The organism is Cryptosporangium japonicum, assembly GCF_039524755.1.
Taxonomy (GTDB): Bacteria; Actinomycetota; Actinomycetes; order Mycobacteriales; family Cryptosporangiaceae; genus Cryptosporangium; species Cryptosporangium japonicum.
On sequence record NZ_BAAAGX010000028.1, the window covers coordinates 119,417 to 146,188 of the forward strand.

At 72.2% G+C, this 26,772-nt stretch carries 32 protein-coding genes and 1 tRNA gene; 14 read left to right on the plus strand and 19 right to left on the minus strand.

Translation table 11 applies throughout. The features are described 5' to 3' along the window. Positions 1-92 precede the first annotated feature (92 nt). Positions 93-623: a DUF3558 domain-containing protein gene (locus ABD437_RS32045; protein WP_344652687.1), complete on the plus strand. Its 531-nt coding sequence runs from the start codon at positions 93-95 to the stop codon at positions 621-623. A gap of 18 nt (positions 624-641) precedes the next feature. Here the strand turns inward: ABD437_RS32045 and ABD437_RS32050 are convergent, their stop codons facing one another. Then, a complete protein-coding gene (locus ABD437_RS32050) occupies positions 642-1,526 on the minus strand; it encodes a cyclase family protein (RefSeq protein WP_344652688.1) in 885 nt (294 codons plus the stop codon). Positions 1,527-1,633: 107 nt separating this feature from the next. Here ABD437_RS32050 and ABD437_RS32055 point away from each other — a divergent pair, with 107 nt between their 5' ends. Next, positions 1,634-3,616: an AAA family ATPase gene (locus tag ABD437_RS32055; protein WP_344652689.1), complete on the plus strand. Its 1,983-nt coding sequence runs from the start codon at positions 1,634-1,636 to the stop codon at positions 3,614-3,616. 4 nt (positions 3,617-3,620) lie between these two features. On the opposite strand, the gene ABD437_RS32060 is transcribed toward ABD437_RS32055, so the two are convergent. Beyond that, on the minus strand, positions 3,621-4,787 hold the full coding sequence (locus tag ABD437_RS32060; RefSeq protein ID WP_344652690.1) for an epoxide hydrolase family protein: 1,167 nt from the start codon (positions 4,785-4,787) through the stop codon (positions 3,621-3,623). 95 nt (positions 4,788-4,882) lie between these two features. Here ABD437_RS32060 and ABD437_RS32065 point away from each other — a divergent pair, with 95 nt between their 5' ends. Both ABD437_RS32065 and ABD437_RS32070 read left to right on the plus strand, forming a co-directional pair. After that, entirely contained in the window at positions 4,883-5,515 is a 633-nt protein-coding gene (locus ABD437_RS32065; protein ID WP_344652691.1) for a TetR/AcrR family transcriptional regulator, read from the plus strand. A gap of 12 nt (positions 5,516-5,527) precedes the next feature. Beyond that, positions 5,528-5,920, plus strand: coding sequence for a TIGR03618 family F420-dependent PPOX class oxidoreductase (locus ABD437_RS32070; protein ID WP_344652692.1), 393 nt, complete (start codon positions 5,528-5,530; stop codon positions 5,918-5,920). 27 nt (positions 5,921-5,947) lie between these two features. On the opposite strand, the gene ABD437_RS32075 is transcribed toward ABD437_RS32070, so the two are convergent. Beyond that, positions 5,948-6,265 carry a hypothetical protein gene (locus ABD437_RS32075; protein WP_344652693.1) on the minus strand — a complete coding sequence of 106 codons (318 nt, stop codon included), beginning with the start codon at positions 6,263-6,265 and terminating at the stop codon, positions 5,948-5,950. A 9-nt stretch (positions 6,266-6,274) separates the two neighbouring features. Beyond that, the gene (locus ABD437_RS32080; protein WP_344652694.1) at positions 6,275-7,210 is read right to left on the minus strand and encodes an FG-GAP repeat domain-containing protein; all 936 of its coding nucleotides are present in this window, start codon (positions 7,208-7,210) and stop codon (positions 6,275-6,277) included. 93 nt (positions 7,211-7,303) lie between these two features. On the opposite strand from ABD437_RS32080, the gene ABD437_RS32085 reads away from it, so the two are divergent. Together ABD437_RS32085 and ABD437_RS32090 are read left to right on the plus strand one after the other, a co-directional pair. Further along, positions 7,304-7,615: a Dabb family protein gene (locus ABD437_RS32085; protein WP_344652695.1), complete on the plus strand. Its 312-nt coding sequence runs from the start codon at positions 7,304-7,306 to the stop codon at positions 7,613-7,615. Between the two features lie 102 nt (positions 7,616-7,717). Further along, positions 7,718-8,383, plus strand: coding sequence for an esterase/lipase family protein (locus ABD437_RS32090; protein ID WP_344652696.1), 666 nt, complete (start codon positions 7,718-7,720; stop codon positions 8,381-8,383). Positions 8,384-8,432: 49 nt separating this feature from the next. Here ABD437_RS32090 and ABD437_RS32095 read toward each other — a convergent pair whose 3' ends face one another. The 4 genes from ABD437_RS32095 to ABD437_RS32110 form a co-directional block, all read right to left on the minus strand. Then, positions 8,433-8,876 carry an STAS domain-containing protein gene (locus ABD437_RS32095; protein ID WP_344652697.1) on the minus strand — a complete coding sequence of 148 codons (444 nt, stop codon included), beginning with the start codon at positions 8,874-8,876 and terminating at the stop codon, positions 8,433-8,435. Between the two features lie 454 nt (positions 8,877-9,330). Next, positions 9,331-9,696, minus strand: coding sequence for a nuclear transport factor 2 family protein (locus ABD437_RS32100; protein WP_344652698.1), 366 nt, complete (start codon positions 9,694-9,696; stop codon positions 9,331-9,333). Positions 9,697-9,747: 51 nt separating this feature from the next. Then, a complete protein-coding gene (locus tag ABD437_RS32105) occupies positions 9,748-10,209 on the minus strand; it encodes an SRPBCC family protein (RefSeq protein ID WP_344652699.1) in 462 nt (153 codons plus the stop codon). Next, positions 10,206-10,553: an ArsR/SmtB family transcription factor gene (locus ABD437_RS32110; RefSeq protein WP_344652700.1), complete on the minus strand. Its 348-nt coding sequence runs from the start codon at positions 10,551-10,553 to the stop codon at positions 10,206-10,208. The genes ABD437_RS32105 and ABD437_RS32110 overlap by 4 nt, the downstream gene beginning before the upstream one ends. Positions 10,554-10,941: 388 nt before the next feature. Here ABD437_RS32110 and ABD437_RS32115 point away from each other — a divergent pair, with 388 nt between their 5' ends. Further along, positions 10,942-11,403, plus strand: coding sequence for a hypothetical protein (locus ABD437_RS32115; RefSeq protein WP_344652701.1), 462 nt, complete (start codon positions 10,942-10,944; stop codon positions 11,401-11,403). A gap of 596 nt (positions 11,404-11,999) precedes the next feature. Here ABD437_RS32115 and ABD437_RS32120 read toward each other — a convergent pair. Then, a tRNA-Pro gene (locus ABD437_RS32120) sits at positions 12,000-12,073 on the minus strand. Between the two features lie 173 nt (positions 12,074-12,246). Here ABD437_RS32120 and ABD437_RS32125 point away from each other — a divergent pair. Beyond that, the gene (locus ABD437_RS32125) at positions 12,247-12,879 is read left to right on the plus strand and encodes a PilZ domain-containing protein (RefSeq protein WP_344652702.1); all 633 of its coding nucleotides are present in this window, start codon (positions 12,247-12,249) and stop codon (positions 12,877-12,879) included. 35 nt (positions 12,880-12,914) lie between these two features. On the opposite strand, the gene ABD437_RS32130 is transcribed toward ABD437_RS32125, so the two are convergent. The 3 genes from ABD437_RS32130 to ABD437_RS32140 all read right to left on the minus strand — a co-directional run bounded on the left by ABD437_RS32130 (position 12,915) and on the right by ABD437_RS32140 (position 14,827). Then, a complete protein-coding gene (locus ABD437_RS32130) occupies positions 12,915-13,193 on the minus strand; it encodes a hypothetical protein (RefSeq protein ID WP_344652703.1) in 279 nt (92 codons plus the stop codon). Positions 13,194-13,266: 73 nt separating this feature from the next. Beyond that, positions 13,267-14,472, minus strand: coding sequence for a DUF7224 domain-containing protein (locus tag ABD437_RS32135; protein ID WP_344652704.1), 1,206 nt, complete (start codon positions 14,470-14,472; stop codon positions 13,267-13,269). Between the two features lie 94 nt (positions 14,473-14,566). Continuing rightward, positions 14,567-14,827, minus strand: a complete 261-nt coding sequence (locus tag ABD437_RS32140) for a hypothetical protein (protein ID WP_344652705.1) — start codon at positions 14,825-14,827, stop codon at positions 14,567-14,569. Between the two features lie 90 nt (positions 14,828-14,917). Between ABD437_RS32140 and ABD437_RS32145 the strand changes: the two genes are divergently transcribed. From ABD437_RS32145 to ABD437_RS32155, 3 genes are read left to right on the plus strand one after another with little or no spacing between them, the layout of a single operon-like run. Then, complete coding sequence (locus ABD437_RS32145) at positions 14,918-15,331, plus strand: MarR family winged helix-turn-helix transcriptional regulator (protein WP_344652706.1); 414 nt, start codon at positions 14,918-14,920, stop codon at positions 15,329-15,331. Next, on the plus strand, positions 15,328-15,663 hold the full coding sequence (locus tag ABD437_RS32150; protein WP_344652707.1) for a hypothetical protein: 336 nt from the start codon (positions 15,328-15,330) through the stop codon (positions 15,661-15,663). Before ABD437_RS32145 ends, ABD437_RS32150 begins: the two co-directional genes overlap by 4 nt. Then, positions 15,660-16,667 carry a zinc-binding dehydrogenase gene (locus ABD437_RS32155; RefSeq protein ID WP_344652708.1) on the plus strand — a complete coding sequence of 336 codons (1,008 nt, stop codon included), beginning with the start codon at positions 15,660-15,662 and terminating at the stop codon, positions 16,665-16,667. Before ABD437_RS32150 ends, ABD437_RS32155 begins: the two co-directional genes overlap by 4 nt. Here the strand turns inward: ABD437_RS32155 and ABD437_RS32160 are convergent, their stop codons facing one another. The 5 genes from ABD437_RS32160 to ABD437_RS32180 form a co-directional block, all read right to left on the minus strand. Then, entirely contained in the window at positions 16,668-17,663 is a 996-nt protein-coding gene (locus tag ABD437_RS32160) for a hypothetical protein (RefSeq protein ID WP_344652709.1), read from the minus strand. A gap of 83 nt (positions 17,664-17,746) precedes the next feature. Further along, positions 17,747-18,484, minus strand: coding sequence for a glycoside hydrolase family 16 protein (locus ABD437_RS32165; RefSeq protein ID WP_344652710.1), 738 nt, complete (start codon positions 18,482-18,484; stop codon positions 17,747-17,749). Beyond that, positions 18,477-19,349, minus strand: a complete 873-nt coding sequence (locus ABD437_RS32170; protein WP_344652711.1) for a tetratricopeptide repeat protein — start codon at positions 19,347-19,349, stop codon at positions 18,477-18,479. The genes ABD437_RS32165 and ABD437_RS32170 overlap by 8 nt, the downstream gene beginning before the upstream one ends. 30 nt (positions 19,350-19,379) lie before the next feature. Continuing rightward, positions 19,380-19,922 carry a hypothetical protein gene (locus ABD437_RS32175; RefSeq protein WP_344652712.1) on the minus strand — a complete coding sequence of 181 codons (543 nt, stop codon included), beginning with the start codon at positions 19,920-19,922 and terminating at the stop codon, positions 19,380-19,382. A gap of 5 nt (positions 19,923-19,927) precedes the next feature. Continuing rightward, positions 19,928-20,203 carry an Rdx family protein gene (locus tag ABD437_RS32180; protein ID WP_344652713.1) on the minus strand — a complete coding sequence of 92 codons (276 nt, stop codon included), beginning with the start codon at positions 20,201-20,203 and terminating at the stop codon, positions 19,928-19,930. A 96-nt stretch (positions 20,204-20,299) separates the two neighbouring features. Here ABD437_RS32180 and ABD437_RS32185 point away from each other — a divergent pair, with 96 nt between their 5' ends. After that, complete coding sequence (locus ABD437_RS32185; protein ID WP_344652714.1) at positions 20,300-23,056, plus strand: ATP-binding protein; 2,757 nt, start codon at positions 20,300-20,302, stop codon at positions 23,054-23,056. A 63-nt stretch (positions 23,057-23,119) separates the two neighbouring features. Further along, on the plus strand, positions 23,120-24,640 hold the full coding sequence (locus ABD437_RS32190; protein ID WP_344652715.1) for an FAD-dependent monooxygenase: 1,521 nt from the start codon (positions 23,120-23,122) through the stop codon (positions 24,638-24,640). Between the two features lie 102 nt (positions 24,641-24,742). Here ABD437_RS32190 and ABD437_RS32195 read toward each other — a convergent pair whose 3' ends face one another. Continuing rightward, positions 24,743-25,693: a nucleoside hydrolase gene (locus tag ABD437_RS32195; RefSeq protein WP_344652716.1), complete on the minus strand. Its 951-nt coding sequence runs from the start codon at positions 25,691-25,693 to the stop codon at positions 24,743-24,745. A gap of 52 nt (positions 25,694-25,745) precedes the next feature. Here ABD437_RS32195 and ABD437_RS32200 point away from each other — a divergent pair, with 52 nt between their 5' ends. After that, positions 25,746-26,348 carry a hypothetical protein gene (locus tag ABD437_RS32200; protein ID WP_344652717.1) on the plus strand — a complete coding sequence of 201 codons (603 nt, stop codon included), beginning with the start codon at positions 25,746-25,748 and terminating at the stop codon, positions 26,346-26,348. Between the two features lie 59 nt (positions 26,349-26,407). Here the strand turns inward: ABD437_RS32200 and ABD437_RS32205 are convergent. Continuing rightward, on the minus strand, positions 26,408-26,772 hold a 365-nt coding region (locus tag ABD437_RS32205; RefSeq protein WP_486304011.1), incomplete at its 5' end, for an RlpA-like double-psi beta-barrel domain-containing protein.

Genomic DNA, 26,772 nt, shown 5'->3' on the forward strand with positions numbered 1-26,772 from the left:
GTTGCGCTGATCGTGCCCGGCGCCGTCATCGCCGACCCTGTGCGTAGGCCGGCGGCATCGCCCGGACCATCCCCTCCCGAGGAGTACCCACGATGACCGCCGGACGCCCCCGTCTCGCCATCGCCGTCGCCGCCGTCGCCGGGCTGTTCGCCCTCACCGGGTGCGGCGGCATCACGATCTCCACCGACCCGGTCCCGGACGAGACCTACACCGAGCCGGTCAGCAGTGGCGCCTTCGACGCGAACGGCAACCTGCCGAACCCGTGCACGCTGCTGACGCCGGCCGACGTCAACGAGGTCACCCGGCGGGAGATCACCCGGATCGACCGGTCGCGATCGGCCGAGGGACCCGACCGGTTCTGCCGGTGGGAGCTCGAGCAGGGTGAGCTCACCCTGTTCATCTCGCCGACGTCCGCCGACGACTTCGAGAAGCGGGAGCCCGGCGCCGAGGACGTCGACGGGCTCAGCGACGCGGCCTACAAGACCCCGTCGGGGCACCTGTTCGTCCGCGAGCTCAACGTCTACCTCGACGTCTACACGACCGCGGCCAACGGGGGCGCAGCCAGCTCCCAGAACATCGCGATCGGTGAACTCGTCGCCGAGAAGGTCTTCAGCAAGTTCTGACCACGACGGCCACCCGCGTCAGAAGACCGCGATCGGGTTCACCGGCAGGCCGGTGGTGCCGGCGATGCGTGGCACCGCGAGCACGAGCTGGAACGTCCAGCGGCCCAGGCGTTCGCACATCGCCGCCAGCGCTTCCGGCTCGGCGGCGTCGACGAGCGGGATGGCCAGCCGGCCCAGCGCGAGGAAGTGCAGTGCGCCGGGGACCTCGTTCGGGAGCGGCGGGCGCGCGTCGCCGATGTCGCCGGCGTACACGGCGACGCCGTGCTCGTGCATCCAGCGGATCGCGTCGGCGGTCATTCCGGGTTCGGGCTCGTCGCTGCCGTTGACCCGGTCCCAGCCGCCGCGCACCACGATCGCGTCGCCCGGCAGCACCTCGACGCCACCGCGGGCCGCCGCCGCGTCGAGGTCGGCGCCGGTCACCGGGTGCGCCGGGGCCAGGCGGCCGCCGGGGGCCAGGTCGAGCAGGACGCCGCGGGTCAGGATGCCCTCGGCGTAGACGTCCGCGGCGCCGTGCCGGACACCCGTGGGCCCCACACTGTCGGCCACGTCGACGCCGGGGTAGACCTGGCCGCCCGCGACCCAGTGGCCCATGCCGTCCAAATGGGTCACTTCGGCGTGGTGGGTGGTCACGATCATCACCTCGGCCATGGCCGGGGCCCCGAACCCGGTGAACAGCATCGCGGTCTGCACCGCGGTCGTCGACGCCGTGGTGGCTCCCATCGGGCCGCCGGTCAACGGGAACGGGGTGGTCACCCGGGCCAGCGACACCGTGATCCCGGTGCGGGCCTCCGCGGCGCCCCGGGCCCTGGCCTCGTCGGTGATGAGGTTGACGGCGCCCAACTCGTCGTCGTCACCCCACCGTCCCCAGTTGCTGGGGAAGTCGGGTGCGGTCGTGCCGGTCATGTGCCTCCTTCGATGGCGGAACCCCCATCGTGGCGAGGTGGTCGGTTGGTCGCCTGCCCATCCGGTGCCCACCTGCTGCCCTTGTTCGCCGCCCTAGGATCGTCGGCATGGCGACGCTCGGTGAGGAACTGGAGGAGCTGCGGCGACAGTCGTTCGTGGGCCGGGACGCGGAGATCGCGGCGTTCCGGGCCGCGCTCGACGCATCGGGCGTGATCTTCGTGTACGGTCCGGGCGGGGTCGGCAAGAGCGCCCTGCTCGCCGTGTTCGCGCACCTGGCCGCGGAGCGGGGACGCACGCCGATCCGGGTCGACGCCCGGCACCTGGCGCTCGGAGCAGCGACGCTGCCCACGCTGACCGGGGCCGAGCGAGCGGTGCTGCTGATCGACACCTACGAGTTGCTCGACCCCGTCGACGACTGGGTCCGCGACACATATCTGCCCGCGCTGCCGTCGGACTGTCTGGTGGTGATCGCCGGACGGGAGGGCCCGGGGCCACGCTGGCGTGCCGACCCGGCCTGGCGTGCGCTGCTGCGGATCGTTACGCTGGGCAACCTGCCCCGCGAGGACGGGCACGCCTGGCTCACCGCTCAGGGGTTACCGTCCGACGCCCGGGACCGGCTGCTGACGATCAGCCGCGGCCATCCGCTCACGCTGTCCCTGCTGATCGACGCGGTGCGCCGGGGAGCCGAGCCACGCGCCCTCGGTGACGTCCCCGACGTGGTGGGCGCGCTGATCGAGCGCATCGTCGGCGACGCTCCGAGCCCGCGGCACCGGGCCGCGCTGGAGGTGTGCGCGCACGCGCCGGTCACGACCGAGGACCTCCTGCGCACGATGATCGGCGGCGACGTCGGCGAGGTGTTCGCCTGGTTGCGCAGCCGGCCGTTCGTCGACGAGAGCCCGCACGGGCTGCACCCCCACGACGCGGTCCGCGAGGTCCTCGAGGCCGACCTGCGCTGGCGGGACCCCGAACGGTACGCCGACCTGTACCACCGCAAGCTCGCCGCGTTCCCCCATCAGGTCAGGGCGCTGCCCGGCGAACGCGACCGACTGCAACTGCTCATGCGGACGGTCGTTCTCAACGGGGCCCGTTCCGGGCTGGAGGCGCTGAGCGCACTGGCGCCACCGATGGGGACGTACGCCGACCCGCTGACGGAGGACGACCGGGCACCCGTCGTCACGATGACCGCCGCCTGGCAGGGCGCCGAGCAGGCCGAGCTGGCGGCGTACTGGATGGACCGCCGTCCCGAGGCGTTCCGGGCCTTCCGCACCGCCACCGGCGAGCTGTGCGGCTACACCGCCTGCCTCGAGGTGACCGAGGCCGACCTCGGCGTCGATCCGGGGGTGGACGCGCTGTGGCGCTACGCGTCGAAACTCGGCGGGCCCCGCTCCGGCGAACGGGTCCGGGTCTGGCGGTTCTTCCTCGATCGCGAGCAGGGCCAGCGTCCCTCCCCGTCGCTGACCCTGTTCGTCGCCTGCCAGATGCTGGACATCATCCAGCTCCGCGACGACACGGCGTGGACTTTCGTCGCCGCGCTCGAGGACGCCGACCGCTGGACGCCCACGATGGAGTTCCTCGACTTCTGGGCGGCCCCCGAGGCCGAGTTCCCGATCGGCGGCTCGCGCTACCCGGTGTACGCCCACGACTGGCGACGGGCCGGCATTCCGGAGTGGACCGAGGTGCTCCACGCCCGCCAGCTGGGGTTGCCGGCCCGCCCCGCCGCGCGGAGCATCGACGAACCCGTCCTGACCCGGCCCGAGTTCGACGACGCCGTGCGTTCCGCCGTGCGCACCCTGCACGCCCCGGACCAGTTCCTCGCGAACCCACTGCTGCGCGCACGCATGATCCGGCGGAGCACGGGCGCCGGCCGGACGCCCGCCGAGGTTCTCCGGCGGATGATCGAGACGGCAATCGAGTCCCTGCCGGCGGACGCGAGCGAGGTGATGACCCGGACGTTCCTGCGGCCGACCGTCGCCCAGGAACGTCTCGCGGCCGAGTTGCACCTCTCGTTCAACACCTACCGCCGCCACCGGGACCGGGCGGTCGCCTCGCTCGCCGCGGCGCTCTGGGAGCACGAGACCGGCAACCGCTGAGCCGTCACGGCGTGGCCCGTAGCGCGCGGAAGGTCGCCCGGAGCTGATCCGTGAGCACCCGGGGCTGCTCCAGCGCGGCGAAGTGCCCACCGCGGGTGAGCTGCTCGTAGTGCACCACGGCCGGGTAGCGGCGTTCGATCCAGCGGCGGGACGCCTGCACGGCCTCGCCGGGAAAGATGCTGAAGCCCGCGGGCACCGGATTCGGTTCGACCGGACCGGCCGGACGGCTCCGCCGGTCCTCCCAGTACAGACGCGCGGACGAGGCGGCCGCGTTGGGCAGCCAGTAGAGCATGACGTCGTCGAGGATCACGTCGCGGTCGACGACCTTCTCCGGGTCGCCGTCGCTGTCGGTGACGTCCTGGAAGAGCGTGTAGATCCAGGCCGCGAGCCCGGCCGGCGAGTCCGCGAGCGCGTAGCCGATCGTCTGCGGGCGGGTGGCCTGCTCCCGGGCGTACCCGTCGAGCTCGCTCTGGTAGCGCTGCGCCCGCGCCAGCATCCGCTGCTCCTCCTCGGTGGCCTCGCTCATCTCCTGCGGATCCGGGAACACCAGCGGCAGGTTGAAGTGCACGCCGCGGCACCGCTCCGGCGCCGCGCGGGAGATCCGTTCAACCACGGCGGAACCCCAGTCGCCGCCCTGGGCGAACCAGCGCTCGTACCCGAGCCGCCGCATCAGCGCGATCCACGCGTCGGCGATCCGGTGGACGTTCCAGCCGGGGCCGGTCGGCCGGTCAGAGAACCCGAAACCCGGCATCGACGGGATCACGACGTGGAACGCGTCCTCGGCGTTGCCGCCGTGCGCGACCGGATCGGTCAGCGGGCCGATCAGCTCCCGGAACTCGAGCACGGAGCCGGGCCAGCCGTGACACAGCAGCAGCGGCGCCGCGTCCGGCTCGGGCGAGCGGACGTGGAGGAAGTGGACGCCGACGCCGTCGAGCACCGTGCGGAACGAGCCGAGCGTGTTGAGGTCCCGCTCGGTGCGTCGCCAGTCGTACGTGGTGGCCCAGTGGTCGCAGAGCGCCCGGATGCGGTCCAGCGGCGGGCCCTGCCCGGCGTCGGTTTCGCGGTCCGGCCACCGGGTGGCGGCCAGCCGTCGGCGCAGGTCGTCGAGGTCGGCGTCGGCGATCGCGATCGTGAACGGCTCGACCGCGTCGTCGTGGAGGTAGGACGTCATGAGAACTCCCGTGATCGGTGTGGCGCCACCGTACCCGGTAAGTGGAAGACTAATTCAACTTGGAATTCCTCTTCCACTTAGCTAGCCTGGCTGACGTGTCCGACCCGAAACCGCCGCTGCGCCGCGACGCCGAGCGCAACCGCCAGCTGCTCCTCCACGCCGCGTACGACCTGATGGCCACCGAGGGCCTGGACGTCGCGTACGAGGACATCGCCCGCGCCGCCGGCACCGGGATGGGCACGATGTACCGGCGCTTCCCCCAGCGTCAGGACCTGCTCGACGCGCTGTTCAGCCAGCACATCGACACCGTCATCGAGCTGGCCGAACAGGCCGCGCGCCACGACGACGCCTGGGCCGGGATCACCTGGTTCCTCGAGCGTCAGCTCGAACTGGAGGCGCAGAGCCGCGGGCTCGGTGAGCTCCTCCGGAGCCGGAACCAGGCCACCGAGTCGGTGCGGCGCGCCCACGACCGCATGACCCCGCTCGTCGCGGGCCTCATCGACCGCGCCGTCCGCGCCGGGCAGCTCCCCGCCGGTGCCACCCCGGCCGACTTCGCCGCCGCCCACGTGATGGTGGGCAGCGTGCTCGACGCGAGCCGCTCGTCGGCCCCACAGCTCTGGCGGCGCGCTCTCGTCGTCGTCCTGGCCGGCCTGCGCCACGCCGACCTCTCCGGCGACGCACCGGACGAGACGGTCATCGATCTCCTGTACAACGATCAGAAGAAATAAGGTGCGACCGCCATGCCTCTTCCCGACGCCCTGCTCGAGGTCCTCCGCGGGAAAGCGATCTGCTTCGTCACCACGCTGATGCCCGACGGCTCGCCCCAGATCTCGCAGACCTGGGCCGACACCGACGGCACGCACGTCCTCATCAACACCGTCGACACCCACCAGAAGGCACGCAACATCCGCCGCGACTCACGCGTCGCGATCGGGGTCGCGGACCCGGCCGCGCCGCTGCGGTCGTGGGCACTGCGCGGCAACGTCGTCGCCGTGGAGACCGAGGGCGCCCGGGAGAACCTGGAAGGCCTCTCCCAGAAGTACATCGGCCGCCCGTACCCCAACTACGGCGGCGGCGGTGAGCAGCAGCGCGTCCTGCTCACCGTCGAGGTGGACAAGATCCACACGCCCTGACCGGCCACGCCGGCCCAGGGCGTGCGCTCAGGGCTGGAAACCGTCGCTGCCCACACCCATGCTCGCGCAGAACGTCGTGGCGGTCGCCGGGTCCACCCCGGTGGCCACCCCGGCCACGATGCACGTACCCACCGGATCACGGCGGAACTGTTCCTCCAGCACCTGGCCCCGCGCCTCCATGTACTCGCGGGCGGCTTCCTCACGATCGGCCAACCAGTCGGTGAAGTCGTTGATGCCCCACCCGGCGGGGCGGACGACGGGCGCGGCGGCCGACGCCGGCGCGTTCCCACCGAGACTCCCGGCCACGATCGCCGCTACGGCAGCGATCCGCAGTGAATACCTCATCGGTCCCTCCTAGTTGAGAACGTGCACTTCCGTACGGTTGGACCCGGTCCCGCTCTTCTTGACGGCGAACACGTCGGGCCGTCCGTCGCGATTCCAGTCGGCCACCCCGAAGTCGAAGATGGAATCCGTCTCGTGCAGCGCGGTTCCGGTCTTGACCAGCCAGTCCTGGAAGTTCGAGGCCCCGGAGAGGATGTGCACCTCGGTGCTGTTGGTGCCCGTCTGGCTCTTCTTGATCGCGAAGAGATCTCCGCGCCCATCGGCGTCCCAGTCCGCCACGCCGAAGTCGAAATTCTCGCCGGTCTCGTGCAGCGGCGTCCCGGTCTGCACGAGGAACTGCTGGTAGTTGGACGCGGCCGAGAGAATATGGACCTCGGTGCTGTTCGTGCCGGTCTGGAGCTTCTTGATCGCGACGATGTCCGGGCGCCCGTCACGGTCCCAATCGGTGGTGCCGAACTCGAACAGATCCGCGCCCTCGTGCACGGGCGTTCCGGTCTGGAGGACGAAGCGACGGAAACCGGAGGCCCCCGACAGAACGTGGACCTCGGTGCTGTGCGTCCCGGTCGCCGCCTTCTTCAGCGCGATGAGGTCGACCCAGCCGTCCCGGTCCCAGTCGGCGAAGCAGAAATCGAACGTGTTGTCGGTCGGCGGCAGGTCGACGGCGGTGCCGAGGAGATGGTTGTGGAAGTTGGACGCCCCGTTGGCGATCCACACCTCGGTCGCCCCGCTGTCCGTGCCGTTCTTCTTGACGGCCGCGAGATCCGGCTGTCCGTCCCGGTTCCAGTCGGCCAGTGAGAAGTCGAAATTGTCGCCGGTCTCGCGGAAGACCGTGCCGGTCTGGAGCAGAAATCCGTCCCACGCGGCCGCCGAGGGCTCGGCTCGGAAGACGGTGGCAGCGAGCGCCAAGGCGGCCGCTATCCACAGCCGGGACGAGGTGCGCCTTCCCATTGCCACCCCTAAAAAGTGACATAAATTCACGTAAACGACATTAACGACTTACTCTATCAATGCCGTAAACCACCCTGGCATCCGGAGGACACCATGTCGCCGACCGACGAGATCATCCATCTCGTGCTCGTGGAATGGCGGGCGGGTATGCCCGCCGCCTCCGCCGAGGCGAACACCCTGGTGCAGCGCCACCTCGCTCCGCTGCCGTTCGTCCGGGAGACACGCAGCGGCGCCAGCGTCAGCCCGGAAGGGCTCGAGAACGGCTTCGAGTGGGCGCTGGTGATCCGGTTCCCGAACCGCGACGCACTGGAGACGTACCTGCCGCATCCCGAGCATTTGGTCGTGGCCGAGTACCTCCGCGCCCATGCCGGCCGGGTGGTGGTGTTCGACCTCCCGGCTACCTGACGCTGCGCCGGGGCTACCGATATCCCTACAACCGGCGATATTACCGACGCGTTACCTGACCACTAGGAGTCACAGTTCGGGGACCCCGACGAGGAGGTTCCTATGCGCAGAGTACTCACCCTGTTACTGGCAGCGGTGGCCGCGATCGCGTTCGCACCCACCGCTCCGGCCCACGCGGCCACCGACGTCCCGGTCGTGTTCGTCCACGGCTACACGGGCAGCGCGTCGAACTGGACCACGGCCCAGGCGATCTTCCGGGCCGGTGGCTACTCGAGCAGCCGGCTCTTCGCCTACGAGTACAACTCGTACGGCAACAACATCACGAACGCACAGGGCCTCTCGACGTTCGTCGCCAACGTCAAGCGGCAGACCGGCGCGTCGCAAGTGGACATCGTGAACCACTCGATGGGCGGCCTGGTCAGCCTCTGGTACATCAAACAGCTGGGTGGGGCGCCGAGCGTCCGCCGGTTGGCGTCCCTGGCCGGCGCGAACCACGGAACCACGTCGGCCGGGTCGTGCCTGGCGTTCACGACCTGCCAGCAGATGTATCCGGGGTCGTCGTTCATCAACACGCTGAGCGCGGGTGACGAGACACCCGGCCCGACCGTGTACCGGACCTGGTACTCGCCCTGCGACGGGATCATCCTCCCGTACACCAGCACGGCGCTGAGCGGGGCGACGAACACCTACGTGGCCTGCGAGACCCACCTCGGGTACCTCACCGACACCTCGATCCTCACCCAGGTGCGGAGCTATCTGACGGCCTGACGCACGAGACATGGCCTCCCCGGCAGCGGGGAGGCCATGTCGGCCCAGATCAATCGTTGCGTGACGCGTCGTCGCCCCGGGTCGCTCCGGCGGATTCCTCGGCTTTCCGGTGGAACCGGCGCAGCACGTGAGCCTCGGGAACCAGGCGGGACGTCTGTCGACCGTCGTCGTGCGGGTGCCCCGCCGGATCCCGGCCGGCGTCGTCCGTCGCACCCCTCCACTGACCCGCGATCCGCAAGACCCGCTGAACGAACGGCGACGGGTTGGCCAGCTCGAACCAGCATCCCATCGCATCGCAGCAGCGCCGGGCCGAGGTCACGGCACGCACGCCACCGACGTCAAGGAACCGCACTTCGGTCAGGTCGAGAACGATCGACCGCAGACCGCCCGGCGCAAGGGTGTGTTCGACGGTTTCGATCAGCAGCGGCGCCGCGGTCCGGTCCAGGGCGCCGGTCAGGGCGATCCGCGCCGCGTCGGCACTCGGATGCGACACGACAACGGTGAGCCCTGGATCCGAGGACCCGTTCGAGTCGTACGAGGTGCGGACCATCGAAGGCGATCCCATCGACCGGCGCCGACGCGTGCTCTCGTCCCAAAAGCCACGCCGCCCGGCTTGACGGTAGCCGATCAGCGGCCATGTGGCAGTACCCGAGGGCATGCCGGAGGACCTTAGGGGTCAGACAGAACGCGAACGTCAAACTCGTCGACGTCGCCCGTTACCTGGTCCGGACCGGCGAGTTGAACGATCCGTGGATGAGAACCACATCGCACCGGACGAGTTACCGGATCCCTAGCGGATGAGCTCCAGCTGTTCAAGCAGCCTCTCGTCACCGATGGCGACCTGCGGCTGGCCGCTGCGGTCGTGTTGGCGCTCACCGGAGTTCCTCACCGACGACGTGGCGACACCATCGCTGTCGCTGGCGACAGCGACGGGTGCGGCCTGTCGATTACTGGTAGTCGTTCTGCTTCAGCTCGACGACGTAACTGCGACGCTCCTTGATCAACCCGTTCTCCATCACCCAGGTCTCAGCCATGATCATGCGCATGGTCGAGCCGTCTGCTCGCAGCCCCTCACCCGACAGCTCGCCCATCACGACATCGTCCTGTTCCACGAGTCGGATCACGTCGAGCTTCGGACTCCCCTTGAAGGCTGGGTTCTCGATCTCGGCGTCATAGGCCTGCTTCCCCTGCAGCCGGAACCCTCCGAACAAGGTCCACGTGATGTCGTCGGTGAGACAGGAGAGCACCTGCTCGTGGTCTGACGTCCGGAAGCCGTCGAGGTACCGGTTGACGGTGTCGATGTTCTGGCTCATACAGCATCCCCTTTCGCGTGCAGGGCGGGAGGCTCCTGCGACCGGGTGGACTCATCGGTGGGTTGGAGTCGGGCGACCGTCCCGCAGATGTGTGGCGAGAGCCTCGACGATCGAGGCGAGCCCGTCTGCCGCCTGAGCCGTCTGTAGCTCCGGGGGCAGGTGGCGCTGGCGGACTGTGAGGTCCGTGCCGTCCGCAGCAGGTCGGAGGGTGACGGTCGTGCGCAGGCCGGTCACCGGCTCGTCGAACACCAGCTCGTGCGGCGCTGCGACGACCACGTAGACGAACCGCAGCCGGCGGTTCGCGCCGTCCGGCCCGCGCGTGTCAAGGGAGAACCCTCCGCCCGGACGCAGGTCGACGGTCACCGACCCGGGTGGCACGGTGGCGTGCGACCCGCCCCAGAACGCGGTTATGGCCGCCGGGCCGGTGAAGGCGGCCCAGACGCGTGCAGGGTCCGCCGAGAGGTGGCGGGTGGCGACCAGCTCGTCGCCGGAGAGCTCCGTGCTCGTGGTCACCGGGCGTCTTCCTCGTCCGCGAGGTGTCGCTCGAGCACATCGAGTCGGTCCTCCCAGGCGCGGCGCTGCTCGTCGATCCAGGTGCCGAGTCGCGATAGCTGCTCGGTGCGCAGTCGGCACGGGCGCCGAGTGCCTTCGCGACGCTGTTCGACCAGGCCGCTGCGCCGCAGCACGCCGACGTGGTGAGAGATCGCCTGCTGGGTGAGGGCGAACGGTGCAGCGAGCTCACCGACCGTGGCGTCACTGCGGGCGAGCCGGCTCACCAGCGCGCGGCGCACGGGGTCGCCCAGGGCAGCGAAGGCGGCGTCGAGGTCAGGGTCGGCTGTGGCGAGAGGTGCAGGCACTACCCGACAATACAACAAACAATCACTTGTGAAAACAGAGGTTTGTGAATAGCTCGTCGTCGTGAGTGCTCGACCTCGCAGCCCGCTGCTGCAGAAGTCGTTGGTTCGCTGGGTGATGCGTGGCTCGTGGCGATTTGACGAACGCGGAGTGGACGTCCTCTCGGCGGTGTCGCCGCCGGCGAAACCGGGTGGGCGGCCGCGGCGGCAGATCATCGACGGAATCCGGTCAGAACTCACGAACATGCGCGGTCACGACTGACGAGCAGAACCAACCCCGCGGGTTTCGTGGGCCCGGCGAGGCGGGCTAGCCCAGCCACGGTCCGGCAATTGAGGACCCAGCCGCACGGCGGGCGGAATTGGAGGTTCCCGCGGCCGATACCCTGACGCGGTGCCAGTGCCCGCTCTCATCCCGATCGCTCGCGAGCCGGGCTACAGAACCGACACCATCGGCCGGTTCGCCGAGGGCCAGTTCTACGCCGTGGTGCACGGCGCGCGCCGAAACGACGACGATGAGCTCGATCTGCGTCGCGAACGCGTCCGCTGGTACGCCTACCTGCACCGGTTCGATCATGCGGGCAACCACGTCGACTCGAAGATCGCGCTGATCGGTATCGGCCCTTACCTGCGCGGCGAACTCCGCCGGCGAGCCGAGGAACGCCTGCGGGAGTTACTCGATGAGCTTGCCGACCCGGACTACGGCGACATCGCAATCCGGCCGTTCCGGGTCGTGCACGACGGCGTTACGTTCGGCCTAATCGACGAGTCAGAGGCGGAATGGGGCGACTGGGTCGAGCTGTATCCGGATCGACTGGTATTCACCGATCCATGGGACGGCACCTACAACACCTGACTCCGGGTCCGCTGCTGGGCGGCGGCTAGTTGCCAGTTCGGACAGACGGCGCCGCCGCAGCGCCAACAAGGGCAGACACGTGCCACCTGCTTGGAGCAAGATAGACATCCGGTTCCCGGATGTGGCTGCTTCGACCGAGCGCGGTCGGGCCAGCAGCGTGGACGCGCCGCACCGCGAATCGTCGTCCGTTGATTGATCGCAGCTGGCAACGGTCTCGTCAGCGCCGACAGTGAACGCTGAGCCGGTAGCGACGAAGAATGCGGGCGGCTCGGGTCCGGCCCCTCAGCGTGGCCGCGATCGGCGGCACCGCTCACCGGGGCGTCCTCATCGAATCAATCTGCGTCTGAACGCGGATGAGTTCGAGTCGGTCAGTGAAGCAGCGGATTCGGTCGGGCTGACGGTAGTTGGCTCGACTGGCCTTGGCGCCGCGATAAGCGCCCAGCGCCTCGGGATGCTCACACTTTGTGATGCTGGCCACACCGAGTGTCGCGGAATGGCGCCCTCGGCCGGGCGATCCGTCTAACAACAATCCAACCGGGCCGCACGGAGACCAGAAAGAGCCCCGCAAAGCGGGGCTCTGACCTGCTAAAACACTGTCGGGCTGACAGGATTTGAACCTGCGACCCCTTGACCCCCAGTCAAGTGCGCTACCAAGCTGCGCTACAGCCCGAGTGCCATCGCGACGGTGTCGCGTTGACGGGATAACCCTACCGCACGCTCGCGACCAGGTTCTCACCCCGGTTGCTACCCCAGGTGCAATTCAGGTGCCAATTGCCCCAAACCATGGTTGACGGCGCGAACCGGCCGGAGAGTGGAGGACACCACCCCCACGAGGAGATCTCGATGACCATCCCCTTGCCCGCCGGCACCCAGCTGATCCTCACCGGCCCCGCCCAGGCCGTCGAGTTACTGACGCTCGCGGCGGCCGAGGTCGGCGACCAGGAGCAGATCCCGGTGCTGGTGATGGGCTCGGAAGCCCCGCCGCAGCGCGGCATGATCAGCATCCCCACCCCGTTCGGCGTGATGCGCACGATCGCCTCGCTCGACGCCGACGAGGGCACGATCACGCTCAAGATGTCGAAGATCCCGCCCGCGTGGCAGCGCCGGGACGCGCACCGCATGCCGCTCGTCGTCCCGATCCGCGGCACGACGGTGTCGCTGCCCGCCCTGGCCGGCGCCGGTGCGCCCGGGCCGCAGCGACCGGTGCGGTTCAACGGCACGACGCTCGACATCTCGCCCGGCGGGCTGTCCGCCCACCTCACCGTGGAGTCCGACGCGCTGCGGCTGCCGGCCGGCGTCCGCGACGTGTTCCTGGAGATCGACCCGTTCAGCTCCCACCCGGTGGCCGCCACGCTGCGGGTGGTGGACGTGCGCTCGGACCGCCTCCGCGGCGAGTTCGAGTACCTCTCCCCCAGCGACTGGCTCCACCTGGCCCAGCTCGCCCGGGACGCGTCCGAACTCCCGCCCTTCGACTAGACCCCGGGGTCCGGTCCGGTACGGCCGGACCGGACCTAACCGAACTCGCGGTTGAGCGCGTCGATCACCCGCTGCACCAGACCACTGTCGGCCGCCTCCAGCGGCCCGTGCATCTCCACCGACGACCAGGGCGAGGCCACCCCGACGCTGCCCCTCAACTGGTCGTCCCACGCCGGCCCCTCGCACAGCGACCACCAGTGGAAGTCCGCGAGGGTGCCCAGCGTCTCCGACCGCTGTTTCGCCGCCTCGTCGCTGCGTACCCAGATGTCGCCGAACCTGTCCCGCCACGCGGTGTTGTTCGCCGGCTCGTTCACTGTCGATCTCCTTCTGCCGCCCGTTACCAGCATCAGGCATGGCGACGCCGCTCCGCGTGCCCTTCCCGGCGACTCACCCGTCCCGGCCGCCACAGGACTCGATGGCCGCCAGTTCCTTCGCGTACCAGGCGGCCTGGTCGGCGTCGGGCCGGTCGAGCACGTCGAACACCTCGTCGAGGTTGGCCGGATCGGTCAGGACCGGGCCGATCGACTCATCGGCCGACCACCGGGGCGTGCCCCCGCTGAGCAGCAGCCAGGCGGTGACGTGATCGACGGCGGCGACCAGGGGCCGGTCGTGCACCGGCGGCAGCGGCTCCCGGTAGCACCCGGACGGCGACGGGACCATGTTCACGGCCAGCGTGAACCGCACCAGCTCCGCGTCGTGGTCCGGCCCCCACCGGAAACGCACCCGGCCCGGCCCGCCGGCCTCGCTGACCGTGCCGGGCATCCGCACCCCGTAGGGCGCCCAGGCGCGCTCCAGTTCGGACATCGCGACCCCGACCTCGGCCAACGCGTCCACGTGCTCGGGGCGCAGGCAGATGCGCACGTCGCCGTCGAAACAGCGGGTGTCGTCCCGGCGGGGACCCGCGGTCGCGCCGCGCAGGGCGTCCGGGAGAAGCAGTGCGGTGACCGACGCGACCACGACGGGAACCGTGACCGCGATCGCGACGGACCGGGCCGGACGCCCGGCCTGGTGGACGGCGGCCAGCGCACCGCCGAGCAGGCCGAGCGCGACCGCGACGGAGGCAGCCGCGGCCGGGCGGTACCACGTTTCCTCGCCGGTGCAGCAGCCGGCGAACTGCCCGTTGAGCTGGGTGAGCACCGGGAGGCCGAGCCAACCCGGGAGGAGCAGCCACACCAGCCAGAAACCCACGAGCGCGAAGGTAGCGGGACCCCCCGACAGAACCACGCCGAGCCACGCCGCGAGCACGACGTGCGCGATCAGCGCGACGAGGCCCACCCCGACCAGGCTCCAGGTGACCCCGGCCCCGCGGTACAGCGCGACGGCGCCGACGACGGCCACCTGGGCGACGACCGCGAACGCGAGCAGCGGCCGGATCGCGCCGAGCAGTGCCACGACCGACCGGCTCCCGCCGCGCAACGAGGACCCGCGCAACGCGGCCGCGATCCCGATCAAAACCGCGAGGTACACCGGCTTCGCGGTCTGGGCGGTGAGCGACACCGCGTAGTCCGAGTCGCCCGGGTCGAGGACGTAGACCAGCAGGAACACGACGTAGACCGGCAGGATCGCGGAGAGCACCTTGAGCTGCTGCGGCATCAGCGCGCACCGGACCGGCGTCGGTACGCCGGCCCTCCGGCGACGAACGCGCCCGACATGTCGTGGTGTCCTCCCGGTCGGCGGAGGACCGAGGTTAGCTGGCGACCGCACCCGCTCGTTGCGCTGCCTCGTACGCCACTTCCATGCCCTGGTGCTTGGCGGTGGCGATGGCCGCGGCGAGCTGGGCCGCGGTCAGGCTGACGACCTGGTCGGGGTCCTGCTGCCACTGCGCGCGGCTGGTGTCGATCAGCGCGGCGCCGATGCCGGTGTCGAGCCCGCTGGCGTTCAAGCTGAGCTGGTGCTCGGAGATCTCCTCACGGATCGCGTAGAGCATCTCCTGGTTCGGCGTGTTCACGGCCCCTCCTTCGCCCGGTTCTGACGGCTGGGGCATTCCCCGCCGATACCCACTCGACACCGAAACTACGAAATCGTATAGTCCGATCTCGTGACTTGGTCGCCGCTCCTCGCGTTGCAGCGCGCCACCCACGCCACCCTGCAGGTTCTCGCCGCCGAACTCGTCGACCTGGACCTGACCGCCTCGGAGATCAACGCGCTCGCCAACCTCGCCGACGGGCGCGCCCGCACGGTGTCGGAGCTCGGCGCCGACGTCGGCTCCCGCCCCACCACGCTGACCAGCGTCCTCGACCGGCTGGAACGGCGCGGCCACATCACCCGCGGCGTCCGCCCCGGTGACCGCCGCGTCGTCCTGATCGAACTGACCCACTCGGGGCGGGCCACCGCCGCGATCGTCACCGACACGATCCGCGCCCTGGAACAGCGCGCGCTCGGCGCGCTGCCGCCCGACCACCTCGCCGGCCTGCGGGCCGGGCTCGACGCACTCACGGAGGGCTCCCGATGAGCTTCGACGCACTACTCGACCAGGTGACCGGGGGCACCGGACGCTTCGGCCACCGCGAACACGTGCACCTGACCTGGCTCGCGGTCCGCGCCCACGGTGTTCCGGCGGCCACCGACCTGATCGGCGACGGCATCCGGCGCGTCGGCGGGCGCAAGTACCACGCGACCGTCACCCGGGCGTGGGTGGAGCTGGTCGGGTCGGATTTCGACACGTTCATCGCCGGTCACCCCGCGTTGCTCGACCGGAACCTGCTGCTGCGCCACTACTCGCCGGAGGCGCTGGCCGCGGGCCGCGACCACTGGGTCGCGCCGGACAAGGCGCCGCTGCCGTGAAAGCCGTCCTCTTCTCGCAGTTCGGTGGTCCGCTCTCCGTCGCCGACGTCCCGGACCCGTCGCCCGCACCGCACGGCGTCGTCGTCGCGGTCGACGCGACCGGGGTGTGCCGTAGCGACTGGCACGGCTGGCAGGGCCACGACGACGACGTTTCGCTGCCGCACGTGCCGGGGCACGAGCTGGCCGGCACGGTGGTCGCGGTCGGCGGCGCGGTGCGGCGCTGGCGGGTCGGCGACGTCGTCACGACGCCGTTCGTCACCGCCTGCGGTTCCTGTGAGGAGTGCGCCACCGGCAACCAGCAGGTGTGCCGCGAGCAGACCCAGCCCGGCTTCACCGGGTGGGGCTCGTTCGCCGAGTTCGTCGCGCTCGACCACGCGGACGTCAACCTGGTGCGCGTCACCGGTTCGCCGGTGCACGCGGCCGCGCTCGGCTGCCGGGTCGCGACCGCGTTCCGCGCGGTCACCGACGTCGCGCGGGTACGGGCCGGCGAGTTCGTCGCCGTGCACGGCTGTGGTGGCGTCGGCCTGTCGGCCGTCGCGATCGCGGTGGCCGCGGGTGCGCGGGTGATCGCCACCGATCCTTCTCCGGACGCCCGGCAGCTCGCGTCCTCGTTCGGGGCCGCGCACGTGCTGGATCCGTCCGCGGCCGACGAGATCCTCGACCTGACCGGCGGCGGCGCGCACGTGTCCCTGGACGCGGTGGGCCACCCGGCGGCGTGCGAGGCGTCGATCCGCTGCCTCCGCCGCCGTGGACGGCACGTGCAGGTCGGGTTGCTGCCACCGGTCGCCGGGCGCGCGGTCGTGCCGATGGAGCGAGTCATCGCGTTCGAGCTCCAGGTGCTGGGCAGCCACGGCATGGCCGCCCACGACTACCCCCGGCTGTTCCGGCTGGGGCTGCCGCTGGAACGCCTGGTGACCCGCGAACTCCCGCTGACCGCCGGGCCGTCCGCACTGGCCGAAGTAGCCGCCGCGACCACGCCCGGCATCACGGTGCTACGGCCCTGATTAGGTCCGCTCGCCCAGACCGGGCAGACCGCCGCTGTAGGCCCGCACCGAGACCTCGCTCTCCAGGTCGGGGCCGTAGTTCGGTGGCAGATCCGCCAGGTCTCGCCGACGGCCTCCGCGAGCGACGCGATCGGTGGCCGGCACGACGAGATGCTGGTGTACCCGGGCGGCGCTCTGTCGCGTCCGGCGGAAGGCCCGCGCGCAATCGCGGCATACCCGGACACCATCGGGCTGTTGCTCGCCCCCGGTGGCCGACGTCGGGATGGTGAAGCCGCACATGGTCCGGGTGGGAGTCTCGATACTCACCCGGTGCGCTGAGTTCGCGCCGCGTGCCGTTCCGCTGCGCCAGGAGGGATTCCAGACCGCCCAGTCGGGCGTCCAGCTGCGGCGGATCCCGTTCGTGGCAGCCACCGCACCGGACCGGTCGTCGTCGACCGTGTCCGCTCGGCCGGCGTCGGCAACGGTTCGCCTGACCCGGCCGAGCGCCTCGGCACAGTTGCCGCAGCTGGTCACCCCGATCGGACGTTGATCGCCGACGGCGGCAGCGGTCGGGATCCCCAGGCCGCACAAGGTTCGCGCCGAGGTCTTCCCGCTCCTCCGGTGGGCTGATCCGGCGCCGGTCAGGCCACGGGTCCGCTTCGACGCGCCCCAACTGACCCACGGCGGGCTCCACAGCTCCGCTGTCGCGCCGAACTGCGACTCGACGACGAGCTCCTCAACGTCGACCTCTTCGTCGTCGTCGACCTCTTCGAGCTCCTCGTCGAGCTCCTCGGACTCGAGGGTGCACTGGACCAGCGGCCACTGGTCGAGCTTGCGGTAGTCGTACCGTGAGGCGGACCAGACGCTCGTGACTCCGCCGTCGAGAAGCTGGTCCCGGAAGGCGGCCGTCGCCGCCTCGACCGCCGCCTCACCAGCGGCTAGGACGCGCTCGTTCCGTGCTTTGCGACCACCGAGCGTGAACTCGACGGTGAGGGTCACGACCTTGGTCTCGGCCATGGGGTTCCGATCGGGAGGGGGATACGACCTCCGACGTCATCGGCACCCGACCTCCCGAGTTGAGTCGCTTCGCTACCGAGCGGTCATCCCCCACGCAGGTGGTCGACGACTAGTTGCGGGGTGGTGGGGTCGTCGGAGGGCCAGTCGGGGAAGTCGAAGACCGCGATCATGTGCTGCATCGGGTAGTCGGGCGGGTCGGGGCACTCGCGGACGGGCTCGCCGTCGACCAGGAACGTCGCGCGGGTGGGGGTCCAGTCGACGGCGTAGGTGTGGAACTCGGCGACGTCGATCGGGAGGCGGGGCGCGGCGAAGTCCTCGGGGGTGCGCGGGTCACGGAAGGCGTGCAACCCCATGCCGACCTCGGCCGACGCGCCCGGCTCCACGGCCCGGCCGAACACCTCGGCGACGCAGATCTCGGCGCACCGCTCGGGGTCGTCCTCGAAGCCGACCATCCACCACGCCGCCATCGAGCGGGGCGTGAGCACCATCCGGGCGCGCATCTCCAGGTACCCGTGGTGCGGCAACCAGCCCCGGAACAGCGGTTGCGCCTCCCGGACGCGGAGCCCGGGCCGGTACGGCTGCTGACCGACCGTGCTCCCGGCCGGCCCGGAGAAGTTCCCCGACTGCACCGCCGACACCCGGAGCGGAGGCTGGTGGTCGCCCTCGCACCACACGCCCTGCTCCGGCGGAACGGAGAGACGCAGACACGAGTCGCGCACCTCGTACGTGGCGCGGGTCGCCGCGCGGGAGCTCCAGGCCGGCAGGTAGTGCGGCAGCCAGGTGCCGGTGTCGAGCGTGGTGCCGTCGAACTCGTCAGACACCGGAGGCCTCCCGCAGCTCACGCAGGTGGTGCTCGGCCTGCGGGTCACCCGCGTCGACCGCCCGCTGGTACCAGCGTTCGGCCTCGCTGAGCTCACCCCGCTCCCGGTGCAGCACCGCGAGGTTGTTCATCGCGCCGGAGAACCCGGCGCGGGCGGCCCGGCGCAGCCATTTCTCGCCGGTCCGCTCGTCGCCGCCGGCCAGCGCGAGCTGGGCCAGCGAACCCATCGCGTACGCGTTGTCGTGCCGGGCGGCCCGCTCCAGCCAGCGGAGGCCTTCCTCGTCGCGCCGGTCGTGGAGGAGTAAGCCGAGCAGGTACATCGACTCGGCGTGCCCGGCCTCGGCGGCTCGCCGCCACCACGGTTCCGCGTCGTCCGGACGGCCGGCGTCGTCGAGCAGGGCACCCAGGCCACACCAGGAATCCGAGCCGACGGACGAGCCGGCCAGTTCCTCGGCCGCGACGACGACGGCGTCGGCCTGATCGGTGTCCCCACGGTCGCGGTAGAGGCGGCGCAGGGCGATCGCCGCGGTCAGGTCACCGGCCCCGGCGGCCGCGCGCAGCCCCGGCTCGGCCCGGGCACGGAGCTCGGCCGCCTTCGCGAGCTGCCCGCGCCGGGTGTGCACGGCGGCGAGGTTCAACGCCGCCTCGGGCACGCCCGCGTCGACGGCCTTCCGCAGCCACTGGAGCCCCTCGATGGTCTTGCCGGCCCGGATCCGCTGCTTGCCCAGCTCGTTGCAGGCGCCCCCGTGACCGGCCGCGGCGGCCTGCTCGAACAGCGGCACCGACGGCAGCTCGTGCCCGAGCAGATCGAGCCGCCGCCCCTCCCGGTACAGCTCCTCCGGTGTCCGACGCCGCCTCCGAAACATGCGCCCAGTATGCCGTCGGGCCGGCGACGGCTACTCGACGCCGGGGTAGGCGGCGTGGACGTCGCCGCCGAACAGGCGCCAGTAGAAGTCGTTCGTCGTCGCGGCGGCGGGCGCGTGCCGAGCGAGAATCGCGGCGACGGCCGGGGGCACGTTCCCCGGGACGTACCTGGCCGCGTCCTCGTCGAGGCGGGCGCGACCCAGGCGGGCCGCGGCCGCGTCGACGTCCGCGAACTCGGCGGTCATCGGCGGGCGCCCCGGCAGCACGCGCCAGTGATGCAGCAGCGGTAAGGCGCTGGTGCGGCCGGCCCGGACCGCGGCGGAGACAAACCGGTTCGCCGCCAGCTCGCGCCAGGCGCCGAACCCCGGGCTGCCGATGCCGTACTGGCAGAACGTCGGTAGGTCGAACAGGTTGCCGGTGTCACCGGGGCGGGCCCGCTCCCGGTCGGTCAGCGGGATCCGTTTGGCGAAGATCCGGACGCCGTCCACGCGGAGCGTAACGGCGGCGTCGGCCGGTGCGGTCTCGAGGAGGGCGGCCAGGTCGGCGTCGCTGCGGGCGGACAGGGCGGCCGACATCCGGGTCAGGGCGCGTCCGCGTGGCCCAGGGGGCGGCCGGGGGCCACCAGGTCGCGGACGCGGCGCTTCACGGCGGTGGGCTCGGGGAAGCCGTCGTCCTTGCGGTTCCACACCACGGTGTCGTCGACGCGGACCGTGAAGACGCCACCCTCGCCCGGGACCAGCGCCACCGCGCCCAGCTCGTTCTCGAACGTGGTGAGCAGCTCCTGGGCGAGCCACGCCGCCCGGGGCAGCCAGCGGCACCGAATGCAGTACTCGACCTCGACCCGGGGTTTGTCCACCCGGCCGAGCATAGTGAGACGCCCCGGCCCCGAGCGGCTCCCGCTGCCCGCAAACGGAGGGCAGCGGGAGGCGGCGCAGCCGGTAACCTTTCCGGCGTGCCCGCGCCTGGCCCTCCCCCGCCGGTCGGCCGCGATCGTGAACTCGACGTGCTGCGGCGTGCCCTCTCCGACACCGCGGACGGCACCGGCGGCTGCGTCGTCCTCACCGGACCGGCCGGGATCGGCAAGTCCCGGCTGCTGCAGGCCGCGGTCGGGGTGGCCGCGCGGATCCCGCTGTCGGTCGCGTCCCGGCGGGCGTTCGAGCTGGACCGGGCGGTCGGGCTGCTGACGCTCGGCTCCACGCTCCGCGCCTGCGTGCCGCCCACCGACGCGTTCGCCTGGCTGGCCGACGAGTCCGGTCACTCGTTCGGCACGGTGGAGCGGCTCGGCGCGACCCTGGAGTCGGTGGCCGCCCACCGGCCGCTGCTCGTCGTGATCGACGACGCCCACTGGATGGACGAGTTCAGCGCGGCCGCCGTCCGCCAGCTGATCCCGGCGCTGGCGTCGTCGCCGGTGCGGTGGCTGTTCGCCCGCCGCCCCGAGCCGGCGGGCACCCCCGGCCGGCGCCTGCTGGACTGGCTGGTGCAGGACGGCGCCGTCGAACTGGCGCTGGGCCGGCTGGCCGACGAGGCGGTCGGCGAGCTCTGCGCCCAGGTGCTCGGGGCCGCGGTCGACGACACCGTGCTGGCGCTGGCCCGCGGTCTCGACGGCATCCCGCTGCAGATCACCCAGCTCATGTCGTCGTTACGGGTCACCGACCAGCTGGTGGTCGCCGACGGGGTCGCGTCGGTCGTCGGCACCGATCTGCCGTCGAGCTTCGTCGCGATGATCAGGCAGGTGCTCGACCAGTTCCCGGACGAGACCCGCCGGCTGGTCCGGGCGGCGGCGGTGTTCGACCGGCCGGTCGGCGTCGACGAACTGGGCCGGCTGCTCGACCGGCGGCCGGCCGACCTGATCGGTCTGGTCGAGCAGGCCATCGCGGCGGGCGTGCTGACCGAGGAGGGCCGCGACCTCACGTTCGTGCACGACCAGGTGCGCCGCGCGGTCTACCACACGCTCAGCCCGTCGATCGCGGCCGCGCTGCACCGGGAGGCGGCCGGAATCGCCCGCGCCGACGGACGCGGGCCGATGGAGATCGCGCGCCACCTCGTCGCCGGGGGCGCCGGGGGCCGCGAGGACACCGTCGACCTGCTGCGTACCGCCGCCCGTGACGTCGCCGACGTGGCTCCGAACACCGCCGCGGACCTCGTCCGGCACGCACTGGAGACGCTCGGCGACCGCGACCCGGACCGCGATCCACTGGTCGCCGAGGCCGTCGGGTACCTGGCCGCGGCCGGGCGGCTGACCGAGGCCCAGCAGCTGGGGCGCACCGTGCTGCGTGCCGGGCTCGACCGCGGCACCGAGGCCCTCCTGCTGCTCGGGCTGGCCGAGGCGTGCAAACACGCCGGCCGGAACCAGACCGCTGTCGACTACGCCGACCAGGGCCTGGAGCACGTGTCCGGCACCGATCCGCTGGCCGCGCGGCTCTACGCGATCCGGGCCCACGCGCTCGTCTACGCCGGCCCGCTCGCCGAGGCCGACCGCTCCGGTGAACGCGCCGACACGATCGGGCGGGCGACCGGCAACCCGGGCGCGTCGGTGTTCGGGCGCACCGCGCGCAGCCTCGTCGCGCTCACCACCGGCGACCTCGTCGCCGCGCACCGGCACGCCGCCGCGGCCGTCGAGGACGCCGACGCCGCCGGCGGGGAGGCGCTCCAGCGTCACCCCCGCATCTGGCTGGCCGGCGCGTTGACCGCGCTGGACCGCTTCGCCGAGGCCGGGCGGGTACTCGAGCGGGGCCGGGCCGAGTCCGAGCGGCTGGGTACCGGCTGGTCGGCGCCGCTCTGGCACTACTACACCGCCGGGATGCTGGTCGCGGGCGGCCGGCTCGACGAGGCGCTCGCCGAGGCCGACGCCGGGGTCGCGGTCGCCGAGCAGCTGGGCTCCCACCAGCTCGCGGTGCCGCTGCTCGCGACGCTGACCCGGCTGGCCGTCGACCGCGACGACCTACCCGCCGCCGAGGACTACCTCGGTCGCATGCACCGGCTTCTGCGCACCGGCATCACCGCCGCGCCCGAGGACGTCGACTGGGCCGAGGGTGTGCTCGTCGACGCCACCGCCGGACCGGCCGCCGCGATGCCGGTCCTGGCCCCGCTCTACGACGCGCTGCCCGACCGGCCGATGCTCGTGGCCCACGACCCCGGCACCGCCGCGACGCTGGTGCGGATCGCGGTGGCCGCCGACGACACCGACCGCGCCCGGATCGTCGTCGCCACCGCCCGTGCGCTCGCCCGGCGCCATCCCGGGCAGCACGCGCTCGCCGGCGCGGCCGCCCACGCCGACGGGCTGCTGCGCCGCGACGCGCCCACGCTGCTGGCCGCGGCCGACCAGTTCCGGCGGACGCCGCGCCGCCTCGCGCTCGCCGCCGCCCTCGAGGACGCCGCCGCGCTCACCGGCGATCCCCCCACCGCACGGGACCGGCGGCGCGAGGCGTTGACGCTCGCGGTCGCGTGCGGGGCCCACCGCGCCCGCCGGCGTCTGGAACAGCTGCTCGGCGTGGCGTCGGAGTCCGTGCTCGGCCAGCTGTCCCCGGCCGAGCGCCGGGTGGCGCTGCTCGTCGCCGACGGGCTCACCAACCACCAGGTCGCGCAGCAGCTGCACCTGTCCCGGCACACCGTCGACAGCCATCTGCGCAAGATCTTCGCGAAGTGGGAGATCCAGAGCCGGGTCGCGCTGGCGATGATGGTGGCCACCGGGAATCACGGAAAGACGTGATGGCGTCCCGGCGGTCCCCCGCCCCAGCATGACTTCCACACGGGGGATCCACGGGGAGGTCCGATGGCCGGGGACGCATCGGAAGCGCAGGTACTGATCGTCGGAGCGGGCTCGGTGGGGTCGATCCTCGCGCTGGAGCTCGCGCACCACGGGGTGCCGAGCGTCGTCGTCGACCGGGCCGTGAACCCGCCCCAGTCGTCCGACGTGGACTACCTGGACAGCCACAGCATGGAGCTGTTGCGGCGGCTGCGGCTGGCCGCGGCGATCCGGGCGCAGGGCGTCGGGGCGGAGCGCCCCGGCGGCGTGGAGTGGCGGAGCCAGGGTCTGGACGAGCCACCGGTGCTCGTGCTCACGGTTCCGTCCCTCGACGACCTGCGCGGCCGGTACGCGCACGTGGACGACGGCAGCGCACCGGTGGAGCTGCCGCAGCGGGTGTCCGGCGTCCGGCTCGCGACCGGGTTGCGGGCCGCCGTCGGACACCATCCGCTGATCGACCTGCGCCTCGGCTGGACGTTCACCGGTCTGCGTGTCGACGGTGACCGGGTGGTCGCCACCGCTATCGACCGGGGCGCCGGGCCGGCGCGGCGAATCGTCGAGACGCGGTTCGTCGCCGGTTGCGACGGCGCGCGCAGCACCGTGCGTCAGTGCCTGGACATCCCGATGGCCGCGCTCACCGCCCCGGTGCAGCACTGCTCGGTGTACTTCCGCAGCCCGGACCTGACCCGGCGGTTCGGCGCGCGACGCCCGTCGACGGTCATCCTCGGCGCGCTGACGCTGGAGGCACGCGACGACGGGAACGACACCTGGGTGGGCCACCTGCGGGTCGCGCCCGGCGATCCGGTCACCGCCGACCCGGAGGCGCTGCTGCGTGCCGGGTTGGGCCACCGCCTGGGAACCACCGAGATCCTCGACGTGACGCAGTGGGACGACGCGCTCGCGGTGGCCGAGCACTACCGCGCCGGTCCGGTGTTCCTGGTCGGGGAATCCGCGCACCGCTTCTACCCGGTCGGCGACAACGCGGCGACGAGCATCGGGGACGCCGTGGACCTGGGGTGGAAGCTGGCCGGGGTGATCAACGGGTGGGGCGGGGCCGGGCTGCTCGACAGCTACGAGGCCGAGCGTCGTCCGCGGGCTCTGATGGACCGGGAACTGGTGGCGCGCCGGCTGGAGACACGGCGCCGCTTCGGGCGGCTGGCCGCGGCCGGGGCGTCGCGCGAGTTCCTGGCCGGCGTGCTGCGTCAGGAGATCGCGCCCGCCGACGACGCCGGGCTACCCGAGGGGCGGGCGCCCGCGGTGCGCCTCGACGACGGCACCCAGCTCTTCGACCGCCTCGGCCCGCAGTTCACGCTCGTCGACCTGACCGAGGTCGAGGCCGGTCGCGACCTGGTGCTGGCCGCGCGCCGCCGTGGGATCCCGATGGCCCACCTCGTCGTCACCGATCCGGCGGTACGCACCCGGTGGGACCGCCGGCTGGTGCTGGTCCGCCCGGACCAGCGCATCGCGTGGCGCGCCGACGACGCCCCGGCGGACTGGGACGCGGTGCTGGACCGGATCAGCGGCCACCGCGCGCGAGAAACCCCGTGATCACGTCATGTCCCGGCCGGGCCGGGCACGGCACCCTCGAAGCGTCGCCGACCGCGGTCGGGGACAGCGTCGGAGGGGTGCGCTGTCTTCGGCCACGGACCGTCACGGGGTTCGGGTGAGCAGCTCGAGCAGGTGGGGGGCGAACGGGGCGTCGACGGAGAGCACCACCCGGCAGCGGGCACCAGGTCGCGGGGGGTGGCCGACCCGCTCGCCCCGCAGGTCGCAGATCGTCTGGCCACGCCCGGGGCCGTCGGTCGCGTCCACCACGACCGGCACCGCCGGGGCCATTACGGGGGTGGCCCCGGCGGCGGCCACGGCCGCGGCCAGCGGGTCGTGCAACGGCGCGCAGCGCCGGCCGAAGCTCTCGACGTAGAACGCGAAGTACACGTCGAGCATCTGGCCGAGCGCTCGGGGAAGGGGCCGGTCGGCGTCCAGCAGCGCGGCCCGGTCGGGCTCCTCCAGCACGTGCTCCATCGTGACGTCGAGCGTCACCAGCGTGAGCGGCCAGGGCGCGGAGAGCACCCGGTCGGCGGCCTCCGGGTCGTTGACGATGTTCGCCTCCGCCACCGGCGTCACGTTCCCCGGCGCCTTCGCCGCGCCGCCCATGACGACGACGCTCTCCACCAGGCCCGGGAGGTCCGGCTCGGCGTCGAGGGCGCGGGCGAGGTTGGTGAGCGGGCCGATCGCGAGGATCCGCAGCCGTCCCCGGTGCTCGCGGGCGAGGCGCAGGAGCAGCTCGACGGCGGTGGACTCCGGCTCGCGCGGGCTCCGCGGCAGCTCCACGTCGCCGACGCCGTTCGCGCCGTGGATGTGGGCCGGGCCACCGTCCCAGTTCCCGGCCAGTGGCTTCTCGGCCCCGACGGCCACCGGGACGTGGTCGTGGCCGCCGAGCGCCAGCACGTCGAGCGTGTTGCGGGCGGCGCGGTGCGCGTCGATGTTGCCGAACACGGTGCCGACGCCGACCAGGTCGACGTCAGGGTGGGCCATCAGGTAGGCGATCGCGAGCGAGTCGTCGATGCCGGTGTCGCAGTCGAGGTAGATCGGGTGCCCCATGGGGCCATTGTCTCCGGATGCGAAATCGCGGCCGGCGGGTGAGGCTGGCGGTATGGGGCAGCGGCTGCGGTTCGACGGGTGGATCGCCGGAGTGGGGACGACGAGCGGCACCCGGCTGGTGCTCGGGCACTGGCCGGAGTCGCCGTTCGGTCCGGTCAGCGACGTGATGGTCGAGGACGCGTCGGGACGGCGGACGCTGATCGCGACGTCGGAGGAGCTGGCCGGTTTCGTCGCGGCCACGTACCGGTTCGACGAGGTGCGGGTGGATCCGGTGCGGGTGCGGCCGGGCGCGGAGTGGGCCGTGGAGGCCGGGCCGCTGCGGTACACGTTCGCGCCCGGCGGCCGGCGCCCGCTGGGGTGGCTGCTGCGTGCGGTGCCGTCGCGGCTGGCCGGGGTGCCCGCGTGGGTGCGGCTGATCGATCTGCCCGCGCGGGTCGTGCTGCCGGGGGTGCGGACGCACGGGAGCGCAGGAAACGGGCGCTACGAGTGGTACGGAGCGCGTGACGTGCGGCCGATCGTGTCCGCGTCGGCGACGTGGGAGTCGGCCGACCTCGGGACGCTGACGCCGATCGACCCGCCGGTGCGGTTCGGGTTCGGCTCGACGCCCCGGGATCCTTCGCTGGTACGGATCACCACCACGGTGGCGGTGCCCTGAAACCGCGAATCGGCCCGGCCGACGCAGTCGGGTGCCCGGGCCGATTCCGTGCGGGGTGATCAGCCGACGCGCTCGATCAGGGCGCGGCGGATCAGGAACTTGCCGGGCTCGCGGACCTGCTCGAACGCGGCGTTGTTCAGCAGCGCGCAGCTGCCCGACGCGCCGGTCACCTGGACGGTGATCGACTTGTTGTTGTCGAGGTTGGTCACCCGCAGCGTGGTGCCGACCGGGAACTGGTTGCTGGAGGCCGCCGGGGCGCCGTCCTCGCCGGACAGCGTGATCGTGCTGCCGTTGCAGACCTGCTGGGCGTTGCCCCCGTTGTCCGCCGGCGGGGCCGGGGCCTCCGCGGCCGGGTCCGCGGCCGGCGGCTGGGCGGCCGGCGGCTGAGCGGCGGGCGGCTGAGCGGCGGGCGGCTGGGCGGCCG